At 67.7% G+C, this 10,274-nt stretch carries 8 protein-coding genes and 1 pseudogene; 3 read left to right on the top strand and 6 right to left on the bottom strand.

Annotated features, from left to right (window positions below; translation table 11 throughout):
• The 5 genes and pseudogenes from KGM94_RS07110 to KGM94_RS07090 all read right to left on the bottom strand — a co-directional run.
• Positions 1-221: pseudogene (locus tag KGM94_RS07110) on the bottom strand (hypothetical protein); the annotation flags it as partial.
• Between the two features lie 37 nt (positions 222-258).
• Positions 259-1,551: an adenylosuccinate synthase gene (locus tag KGM94_RS07105; RefSeq protein WP_300256312.1), complete on the bottom strand. Its 1,293-nt coding sequence runs from the start codon at positions 1,549-1,551 to the stop codon at positions 259-261.
• A 256-nt stretch (positions 1,552-1,807) separates the two neighbouring features.
• Positions 1,808-2,491, bottom strand: coding sequence for an ABC transporter ATP-binding protein (locus tag KGM94_RS07100; RefSeq protein ID WP_300256310.1), 684 nt, complete (start codon positions 2,489-2,491; stop codon positions 1,808-1,810).
• Positions 2,484-3,710 carry an FtsX-like permease family protein gene (locus KGM94_RS07095; RefSeq protein WP_300256309.1) on the bottom strand — a complete coding sequence of 409 codons (1,227 nt, stop codon included), beginning with the start codon at positions 3,708-3,710 and terminating at the stop codon, positions 2,484-2,486. The genes KGM94_RS07100 and KGM94_RS07095 overlap by 8 nt, the downstream gene beginning before the upstream one ends.
• 7 nt (positions 3,711-3,717) lie before the next feature.
• Complete coding sequence (locus KGM94_RS07090; protein WP_300256307.1) at positions 3,718-4,983, bottom strand: efflux RND transporter periplasmic adaptor subunit; 1,266 nt, start codon at positions 4,981-4,983, stop codon at positions 3,718-3,720.
• Between the two features lie 269 nt (positions 4,984-5,252).
• On the opposite strand from KGM94_RS07090, the gene mgtA reads away from it, so the two are divergent.
• Together mgtA and KGM94_RS07080 are read left to right on the top strand one after the other, a co-directional pair.
• Positions 5,253-7,781, top strand: coding sequence for a magnesium-translocating P-type ATPase (gene mgtA / locus KGM94_RS07085; RefSeq protein ID WP_300256305.1), 2,529 nt, complete (start codon positions 5,253-5,255; stop codon positions 7,779-7,781).
• Positions 7,782-7,906: 125 nt separating this feature from the next.
• Positions 7,907-8,839, top strand: a complete 933-nt coding sequence (locus KGM94_RS07080; RefSeq protein WP_300256303.1) for a DMT family transporter — start codon at positions 7,907-7,909, stop codon at positions 8,837-8,839.
• Here the strand turns inward: KGM94_RS07080 and KGM94_RS07075 are convergent.
• Complete coding sequence (locus tag KGM94_RS07075) at positions 8,836-9,237, bottom strand: DUF1330 domain-containing protein (protein ID WP_300256314.1); 402 nt, start codon at positions 9,235-9,237, stop codon at positions 8,836-8,838. The genes KGM94_RS07080 and KGM94_RS07075 overlap by 4 nt on opposite strands.
• Positions 9,238-9,329: 92 nt before the next feature.
• On the opposite strand from KGM94_RS07075, the gene KGM94_RS07070 reads away from it, so the two are divergent.
• Positions 9,330-10,265, top strand: coding sequence for a DMT family transporter (locus KGM94_RS07070; protein ID WP_300256301.1), 936 nt, complete (start codon positions 9,330-9,332; stop codon positions 10,263-10,265).
• Positions 10,266-10,274 lie beyond the last annotated feature (9 nt).

Genomic DNA, 10,274 nt, shown 5'->3' with positions numbered 1-10,274 from the left:
CGGGCGCGCTGGGCGGCCTCCGATTCGACCTTGCGCACGGCCTCCTCCAGCGACAGCCGCTCGCGCGTGATCTCGGATTCGGAGAGCGGCGGCTGCACGCTGCGGAGCTGCGCGATCAGGGCCGTGCGGGCCCTTTCATAGAGCGCGCGCCGGCTTTCGCCGGGAGCATTGGGGTCCAGGGCGGCAATAGCGCGGGCGATCAGCGGATAGTAATCAGCCATTTCAACTCAACTATGCGCACGTCCCGGTAAGATTCCGTTAAGCCTCGAACGGGTTTTGGACCAGGATAGTATCCTCACGTTCGGGGCTTGTGGAAAGAAGGGCGACCGGGCAGCCCACCAGTTCCTCGATCCTCCGGACATATTTGATGGCTTGGGCCGGCAGGTCAGCCCAGGACCGCGCATGGGCGGTCGGCTCCTTCCAGCCCTCGATGGTCTCGTAGATCGGCTCGACCCGCGCCTGGGCGCCCTCGCCGGCCGGGAAATGGTCGATCTCCTTGCCGTTCAGCCGATAGCCGGTGCAGACCTCGATGGTGTCGAAGCCATCGAGGATGTCGAGCTTGGTCAGGGCCAGCCCATTGATGCCGCAGGTCCGGACCGCCTGCCGGACCAGCACCGCGTCGAACCAGCCGCAGCGGCGCGGACGGCCGGTGTTGGTGCCGAACTCGCGGCCGCGCTCGCCGATACGGCGGCCGGTCTCGTTGTCCTGCTCGGTCGGGAACGGCCCCTGGCCGACCCGGGTGGTGTAGGCCTTGCAGAGCCCCAGCACATAGCCGACGGCGCCCGGCCCGAGGCCTGCGCCGGTCGCGGCCTGCGCCGCCACGGTATTGGACGAGGTGACGTAGGGATAGGTGCCGTGATCGACGTCGAGCAGCGCTCCCTGCGCGCCCTCGAACAGCATGCGCTTGCCCTCGCGGCGCTTGATGTCGAGCAGCCGCCAAACCGTCTCGGCATAAGGCAGAAGATGGGGCGCCAGCGCGGAGAGTTCGGCCAGGATGGCCTTGCCGTCAAACTGCGGCAGGCCGAGGCCGCGGCGCAGCGCGTTGTGATGCGCCAGCAGGCGGTCGATCTTGTGCGGCAGCGTATCGAGGTCGGCGAGGTCCATCAGCCGGATCGCGCGGCGGCCGACCTTGTCCTCATAGGCGGGTCCGATGCCGCGCCGCGTGGTGCCGATCGCGGTCGCCGCATTGGCGGATTCGCGCAGCGCGTCGAGCTCGCGGTGCAGCGGCAGGATCAGGGTAACGTTCTCGGCGATGCGCAGATTGTCCGGGCTCACATCGACGCCCTGCGAGCGCAACTTGGTGACCTCGTCGAGGAAGGCGGCGGGATCGAACACCACGCCGTTGCCGATCACCGACAGCTTCGACGGCCGCAGCACGCCCGAGGGCAACAGCGCGAGCTTGTAGGTCGAGCCGTTGATGACCAGCGTATGACCGGCATTGTGACCGCCCTGAAAACGGACGACGATATCGGCCTGCTCCGACAACCAGTCGACGATCTTGCCCTTTCCCTCGTCACCCCACTGGGCGCCGACGACGACAACATTGGCCATTCGCGGGTATTCCCTCTGCAGATGTCTTCAAGTGGCATGATCCTGGGCGGAAAACCGGTACCCACTTTTCCGGGATCATGCCTGCGCGCCCAGCCCAATTCACGACCCACGGCCGCTCGCATGCGAGGCAGCCCCACCGGATAAAGGAAGCGGCTCTCCGAGGCAAGCAAGAAGGGCGCCTTTCCGGACCCCGGCGGCCGGTTCAAGCCCTTGATATCCCCTAAAAATCCGTCTCTTGGGACCCGGGCCTTGGACCTTAGGCTTGGATGCGTCCGTCCACCACTTCGATGATGCGGTCGCAGCGCCGCGCCAGCTCCATATTGTGGGTGACCAGCAGGAAGCTGGTGCCGCTGTCGCGGTTGACCTGCCGCATCAGTTCGAACACGGCGTCCGCCGACTTCGAATCCAGATTGCCGGTCGGCTCGTCCGCCAGCACGAGGTCCGGGTTCATGGCGAGCGCGCGGGCCACCGCCACCCGCTGCTGCTGGCCGCCCGACATGTTGTTGGCGAGGTTGCCCGCGAACTTCTCCAGGCCGACCTGCGCCAGCAGCCGGTTGGCCCGCGCCTCGATCTCCGCGCTCGGAAAGCCGCGGTCGACCAGCATCGGCATCATGACGTTCTCCCGCGCCGTGAAGGCCGAGATCAGGAGATGATACTGGAACACGAAGCCGATGGTGTGGCCGCGCAGATGGGTGATCTCGCCATCGCCCATCGCCGCGGTGTCCTGCCCCTTGATCACGAGCCGGCCGGAGGTGGGCCGGTCGAGCAGCCCGACGATGTTGAGCAGCGTGCTCTTGCCCGAGCCGGAGGGGCCCATCAGCGCCAGGAACTCGCCATGGTCGAGTTCGAGATCGATGCCATGCAGCACCTCGGTCTCGGCGGGAAGACCGACATTGTAGGCCTTGCAGACCTTTTCGAGCCTGAGAATCTCGCTAGCCACGGATCGCCACCACCGGATCGAGCTTCGCAGCGCGCACCGCCGGCGCCATCGCGGCCAGCAGGCCGGTGATGGTGGCAAGCAGAGCAGTGTAGAGGAACAGGCTCCGCTCCAGGATCAGCGGAAACAATTCGGTGCCGTCCGCCTGCCGCGCCACCGCATGCCAGTAAACAAGCGCGAACGCGCCCATCGCCGCCCCGAACAGCGAGCCGATGAAGCCGAGCAGCCCGCCCTGCACCAGGAACACGCGCAGGATCTGGCCGCGCGAGGTGCCCATCGCGCGCAGGATGCCGATGTCCTTGGAGCGCTGGATCACCGAGACGATCAGCACGGCCGCGATGCCGAAGGCGACGGAGAGGCCGACGAACAGGCGGATCAGCGTGTTGGTGGTCTGCTGGGCCTTCACCGCGGTGAAGAACTGCGCGTTGGTCTTGATCCAGCTGTCGGCCTCGACTGCATTCGCCGCCTGGATGCGCTGGGCGATGTCTTCGGCCGCATAGATGTCGGTGACCGTCATGTCGATGGTGGTGACGCCGCCGATCATGCCGAGCAGCGACTGCGCGGTGCGCAGCGCGGCATAGGAGGCGCGCTGGTTGACGCCCTTGTTGCCGAGATCGACGAGGCCCGAGATGGTGAGCACGCGCGTGGCGCCGGACGCCGCGCGAACGTTCAGCTTGTCGCCGACGGTTGCGCCGAGATCCTTGGCGAGCTCGATGCCGATGATGATGTCCTCGCTGGTCAGGCGGGCCTCGCCGGCGACGATGTAGTCCGGCACCTTGACGATGCGGAAATAGGAGTCCGGCTCGACGCCGCTCAACGTCACCGAGCGGCTGGCGTCGCCGCGCACCACCAGCACCGAGCCGAGGATGGTCGGCGACACCGTGACGACCTCCGGCATCGCCTGCATCTGGCTCCTGATCTTCGGCCACTGGTCGATCGAGATCACGCGCTGGCTCGGGCGCTGCACGATCGGATCCTCGATCTCGCCTTTGGCGTTGCGCAAGGGACGGGCGACCTGGTCGGGCGCGAGCAACTGGATCTGCGGCTGCGAGGTCAGCACGCGCTTGACGAAATTGGCCTGGAGCCCCGCGAGCATCGCCGACATGAAGACGATGACGGCGACGCCGATCGAGATGCCGCCGATGATGAAGATGGTCTGCAGCCGCCCCTCGCGCAGGAAGCGCACCGCGGTGATCCATTCGAAGGGCAGCCAGCGGTTCATGTCGGCTTCACGGCAGGACGGGCCGCAGGCGCTGGCCGGTCAGCACGCCCGAGCTTTGCGGGATCGCGACATCGCCGGTGGAGAGACCGTCGACGATCTCGATGTGGCTGTTGCCGCGCAGGCCGACCTTGACCGGCAGCTTGCTGGCGCGGCCGTCCCTGACGCCGAGCACCCAGGGCGCACCCGACAGCACGTCGTGAACCGAGCGCACCGGCAGCACCAGCGCGTCGTTCTTCGTGGCGACCTCGATGTCGACGGACACGGTCATGTCCTGCCGGAGATATTCGGGCGGATCGGCCACCGTCAGCTTCACCTCGACGGAGGCGCGGGAGATGTCGACGCCCGGATTGATGTAGGTGATGGCGGCGGCGAAGCGCCGGTCGGGATAGGCGTCGGCCGACGCCAGCGCCTTCTGCCCGAGCGCGATCTTGCCGAGATTGCGTTCGTCGATCTGCAGCACGAGCTGCACGTCGCCGGCGGGCGCGAGCACGAGCAGCGCCTTGCCCGGCTGCACCACCGAGCCGCGCTCGACCGCGCGGGTGATCAGCACGCCGTCGCGCGGCGCGGTGATGGTGGCATAGCCGAGGCGGGATTCGGCAGTGTCGAGATTGGCGCGCGCCTGGTTGAGCAGGGTCTGCGCCATCACATAGTCGCTGCCGCCGGGGCTGGCGGTATAGACCTGAAACTCGGCCGAGCGCATCTGGGCGCGTGCGACGTCGAGCGTCTTCTGTGCGTCGTCGAGCGCCGCGCGGGTGGCGTAGCCGTTGTGTTCGAGCTGCGCGGTGCGGTCGTAGGTCGCCTGCGCGTTGCGCAACGTGGCCTGCGCCTGGGTCAGCGTCTCCTTCGCGGAGGGCAGCGTCAGTTCCTCGAGCTGGCGGATGCGCGCCTCGGCCTGCGCGACCGCGCCCTGGGCCTGCACCACGGCGGCCTTCAGCTCACGCTGCTCCAGCGCGATCAGGGGCTGGCCCTTGGTGACCTTCTCACCCTGCTCCACGAGCACGTCCTGTACCGTGCCGGTGAGCTGGCTGCCGATCTCGACCCGGAACGGCGTCTCGACATGGCCGCTCGCCACCACCGTCTCGACCAGATGGCCGCGCTTGACCGCGTCGACCACCACCGCCGGTCCGAGCACCAGCCGCACGCCCTGCCAGAGGCCGAGGCCGAGGAGGACCACGACCGTGAGGATGAACCATTTGTGACTGAGAAACCCCGCCCACAGGGCCGCCGGCGAAAGCCGGCTCTTGTGCGGCAGGATGATTGCTTGCTCGACCATGACAACGCCACGCGAATCGCACCGGATTTGCCGGCCGATCCAGCTTCATTCCCTTCCGGGTCTTGCATCCGACAAGTGCCGGGCTCGATTGCGGAGAATGCTATCGCCCGGGGGGCGTTCGGGGTTGCGGTAGGTCAAGGGATTACGCCGAATTAATCGGCATTGGCTTCGATCTATTGCGTTGATATCGCTCAAGATGTCTCGACCGGCGCGTGCCAGAAGGGTTCCATTGGGTCATCGCCGGACACCTTGAGATTCGGGAGCCTCGCTTGCCGGAAAGTCCAACACGCACCGAGAACCATTTTTGGCATCTCTCGTCCGACGACCTCTGCAAGCAACTCGATTGCGGCCCTCACGGCCTGAGCGCGGCCGAGGCCGCGAAACGGCTCGATCGTTACGGGCCGAACAGCGACGCGCCGCCCAGTGTCGAAGGCGCGATGCGCGCGATCCTGCGCCGGCTGCTCGAGCCGCTGTCGCTGATCCTGCTGGTCGCCGGCATCATCTCGATGCTGACCGGGGACCAGATCGGCGGCCTCATCATCGTCCTGATCCTGACGCTGTCGATTGGGCTCGACACCATCCAGGAAGGCCACGCGGTGCGGGCGGCCGAAATCCTCCGCCGGTCGGTGGCGCTGAAAGCCGAGGTCAGGCGCGACGGCGCGTTCTGCCAGATCGACGTCGAGCACGTCGTCCCCGGCGACGTCCTGCGCATCCGCGCCGGCGACATCGTTCCGGCCGATGCGCTGATCCTTCAGAGCACCGCCTTCACCGCGGGCGAGGCGGCGCTCACCGGCGAGCCTTATCCGGTGCAGAAGCGCGCCGGCCCCGCCGCCGGTCCGGACGACACCTCCAACGCGCTGTTCCGCGGCGCGGTGGCGCAGACCGGCGAGGCCATCGCGCTCGCCGTGCGGACCGGGCGCGACACGGTGTTCGGGGCGGCCGCCTCCGCGCTCGCCGAGGCGCAGGCGCCCTCGCCGTTCGAGCGCGACCTGCGCGAGTTCGGCCTCGTGGTGGCGCGCGCCACGCTGGCGCTGGCGCTGATCGTGCTGACCATGCGGGTGGTGTTCGGCCGCCCGGTGATGGACTCGCTCTTGTTCGCGGTCGCGCTCGCCGTCGGGCTGACGCCGGAACTGCTGCCGATGATCACCACGGTGACGCTGTCGCGCGGTGCGCTGCGCATGGCCGGCCGCAAGGTCATCGTCAAGCGCCTCGCCTCGATCCACGATCTCGGCGCCATGACGATTTTGTGCACGGACAAGACGGGCACGCTGACCTCGGCCGAGATCACGCTGGCCAGGAGCCTCGATGCGGCCGGACAAGACGATCCGCGTGCGGCGCGGCTCGGCGCGATCGCGGCATCGCTCGGCGGCGATCGCGGCTCGCTGGATGCCGCGCTGGTCGCGAGCCGGCCCGACGCGGCGGACCACTGGACGCTCGCCGGCCGGCAGGCGTTCGACTTCTCGCGCCGGCTGGGATCGGTGCTCGCGATCAATTCCGAAGGCCCGCTGCTGATCGTCAAGGGCGCGCCGGAGGCCGTGCTCGAGCTCTGCACGAGGCGGCGCAGCGGCGATAACGTCTCGGAGATGGACGAGGACGCGCGCCTCGCCGCGATGGCGCGCGTCCATGAGCTGGCCGGCGAAGGCCTGCGCACCGTCGCCATCGCCTCGCGTCCGTGGCCGGGAAGCCCGCGCGACGTCGAAACCGAGGACGAGACCGAGCTCACATTCGAAGGTTTTTGCGCCTTCGCCGATCCGCCAAAGCCGACCGCCGCGGCCGCCATCGCCGATCTCGCCAGGAGCGGGGTCGGGCTCAAGATTCTGTCGGGCGACGATCCCGTGGTGGTGAAGCGGCTCGCCGCCCTGGTCGGGCTGAACGCCGAACGCGTGCTGTCCGGCAGCGACATCGCCGAGCTCAGCGACGAGGCGCTGGCGGTGCAGGTGCAGTCGGCCGACGCCTTCGGCCGGCTCGCGCCCGATCAGAAGTCGCGCATCGTGAAGGCGCTGCAGGCGAGCGGCGAGGTGGTCGGATTCCTCGGCGATGGCATCAACGATGCGCCGGCGCTCAAGGCCGCCGACATCGGCCTGTCGGTCGAGGGCGCGACCGGCGTGGCGCAGGCGGCCGCCGACATGATCCTGCTCGCGTCGGACCTCGAGGTGGTCGCCGATGGCGTCGAGGAAGGCCGGCGCACCTTCGCCAACATCCTCAAATATGTCCGGATGGGCGCGAGCTCCAATTTCGGCAACATGCTGTCGATGGCGGTCGCCTCCATCGCGCTGCCGTTCCTGCCGATGCTGCCGACGCAGATCCTGCTCAACAATCTGCTCTACGACCTCTCCGAGCTCGGCATTCCCTTCGACCGGGTCGCGCCGCAGGCGACCGCGCAGCCGCAGGTCTGGAGCATGACACACCTGGTGCGCTTTGCCGCCGTCATGGGCCCGCTGTCGTCGGTGTTCGACTTCCTCACCTTCGGCGCGCTGATTTTCCTGTTCGGCGCCTCCCCGGACGAATTCCGCACCGCCTGGTTCATCGAATCCATGGCGACGCAGATTCTCGTGATCTTCATCATCCGCACCAACGGCCGGCCCTGGCACCAGTGGCCCGACCCGGTGCTGTCGGCCTCGTCGCTGATCGCGCTGCTGGCGGCGATGATCGTGCCGTTCACGCCCGTCGGGGCCTGGTTCGGCTTCGTCGCGCCGCCGCCGATCATGATGGGCGGCATCGCGCTGCTGGTCGCGATCTATCTCGGCTGCGCCGAGTTGTTGAAGCCGTTTGCGATCCGCGCCCGGCGGAAGCGATGAGTTCCGGCCGCCTCCGCCTGCATGGTCGCGATGCATCTGCCCCATTGATGCCGGGCGAAATTCCGTGTCTGTGAGCAGGCCGGGCGACGCCCGGCCCGCTGCATGAACCGGGCCCATCGTTCTCCATGTCCGCCACCGACCAGACCACAGCGGCTCCTGCTTCGAGCCATCACTGGATCGCCAACCAGCCCTATCTGCTGCTCTCCATCACCGCGCTGTGCTGGGCCGGCAATGCCATCGTCGGGCGGCTTGCCGCAGGCCACATCCCGCCGGTGACGCTGTCCTTCCTGCGCTGGTCCTTTGCCTTCCTGCTGGTGCTGCCCTTCGCCTGGAAGCACCTCGCCAAGGACTGGCCCGCCATCCGCGGCCGGCTCGGTCTGATGATCGTGCTCTCGATCACCGGCATCGGCGCCTTCAACACCCTGCAATACTGGGCGCTGGAGCACACCCAGGCGCTGAACACGCTGCTGTTGCAGTCGGCCGCGCCGCTGATCGTGGCCGTGTGGTCGCTGATCATCCTGCGCGTCCGCCTGACGGCCGCGCAAGCCCTTGGCGTGCTGCTCTCGCTGTGTGGCGTGCTGACGATCCTGCTGCGGGGCGACATCACCACGCTGTCCAACATCCAGTTCAACAAGGGCGACCTGATCTTCATGGTCGCGCTGGTGATTTTTGGCCTCTATTCGGTGCTGACGCTGAAGCGGCCTGCGATCCACGGCCTGTCGTTCCTCGCCTTCACCTTCGGCTGCGGCGCGGCCTGCCTCGTTCCGCTGCAGATCTGGGAATTGTCCGCCCGCCCGGTGATGGCGCTCGATGCGCCCAACCTGCTGACGCTGTTCTACGTCGCGGTCTTCCCCTCGACGCTCGCCTATCTCTGCTTCAACCGCGGCGTGGCGCTGATCGGCGCCAACCGCGCCGCGCCGTTCTTCCACGTCGTGCCGGTGTTCGGCGCGATCATGGCCATGGTCTTCCTGGGCGAGCGTCCGCAGGCCTTCCATTTCCTCGGCTTCGCGCTGGTGCTGACGGGCGTGTTCGTCGCCTCGCGCAGGCAGGCTGCCTAGGGCGCCTTGAACTTGCTGTAGGCTTCGCTGGTCGCGATGATCACATGCGCCTCGCAGCCGTTGCGGCGATGGGGATCGGCCTGCTTTTCGTAAGCTTCCGACGTCATCATGTCGAGAAAGGCCGCCACCGAGGGGTAGCGGACCAGCGCGACGAAATCCCAGCGATTGCCGGCTTGCGGGCCGAGTGCGACGGCCATGGCGTCGCCGGTCCAGAGCAGCGTTCCGCCGCGCGCCTTGATCATCGGCACGGTCACCGCGCTGTAGCGCAGATAGGCGTCCCAGCCCGTGCCGGCGCCGTCGAGCGAGCGCTCACGGAAACGCATCAGGTTGAGCATCACCACGGGGGCGCGCTGGTCGAGCCGCTCCAGGCCATCGACGTTCAGGATATCCACGGCCACCATCGCCTCCTCAGGGGTTCGCGTGCATTGTAGCATTGCGGCAGCGTGGCTTGTGCCGCAACCGGAATCCGGCGCAAGCTTCCATCCACAAGATGACCGTCCCGGCGCCCGCGCCATCGGCCTCGTCCCCGGCCGGCTGGCTCACGAACCAACCCTATCTGCTGTTGAGCCTGACCTCGCTGTTCTGGGCCGGCAACATCGTGCTCGCGCGCCATGTGGGCAGCCACATCCCGCCGATCACGATGACCACCATCCGCTGGTTCGGCGTCTTCTTCATCCTGCTGCCCTTCGCCTGGCCCCACCTCAGGCGCGACCGGCCGGCGCTGCGCGCCCAGCTGCCGCTGATGCTGCTGTTGTCGCTGGTCGGCTTCGCCTTCAACAACGCGATCTCGTACTGGGCCATGCAGTATACCGAGGCGCTGAACGCGCTTCTGATCCAGTCCTCAGGGCCCCTGTTCGTGGCGCTGTGGTCGCTGGTGCTGTTCGGCGTGCGGCTGACCGCGGCGCAGGCCGCCGGCATCGTCATCTCGCTCGCGGGCGTGCTGACCATCATCCTGCGCGGCGATTTCGCCGCGCTCGCCGGCATCGCCTTCAACAAGGGGGACGTGATGTTCGCGTCCTCCCTGGTGTCGTTCGGACTCTATTCCGCGCTGATCCCGCGCCGGCCGAAAATCCACCAGCTCTCCTTCATCTCCTTCACCACCTGCTGCGGCGCGCTGATGCTGCTGCCGGGCGCGGCCTGGGAGTTCTGCAACGGGACGCTGCTGACGCTCGACGCGCTGACGCTCGCCACGCTGGCCTACATCCTGGTCTTTCCTTCCACACTCGCCTATCTCTTCTTCAACCGCGGCGTGGCGCTGATCGGGCCGAACCGCGCCGCGCCGTTCTTCCACCTGGTGCCGGTGTTCGGTTCGGCGATGGCGATCCTGCTGCTCGGGGAGAAGCTCAGGCTGTTTCACCTGATCGGCTACGCGCTGGTGCTCGCCGGCGTCGTGATCGCGTCGCGGCAGGGCTCGGCGGCGAAATAATTCCGCCGC

It is taken from the genome of Bradyrhizobium sp. (assembly GCF_028868675.1).
Taxonomy (GTDB): domain Bacteria; phylum Pseudomonadota; class Alphaproteobacteria; order Rhizobiales; family Xanthobacteraceae; genus Bradyrhizobium.
This window is presented reverse-complemented; position numbering and strand designations above follow the sequence as displayed.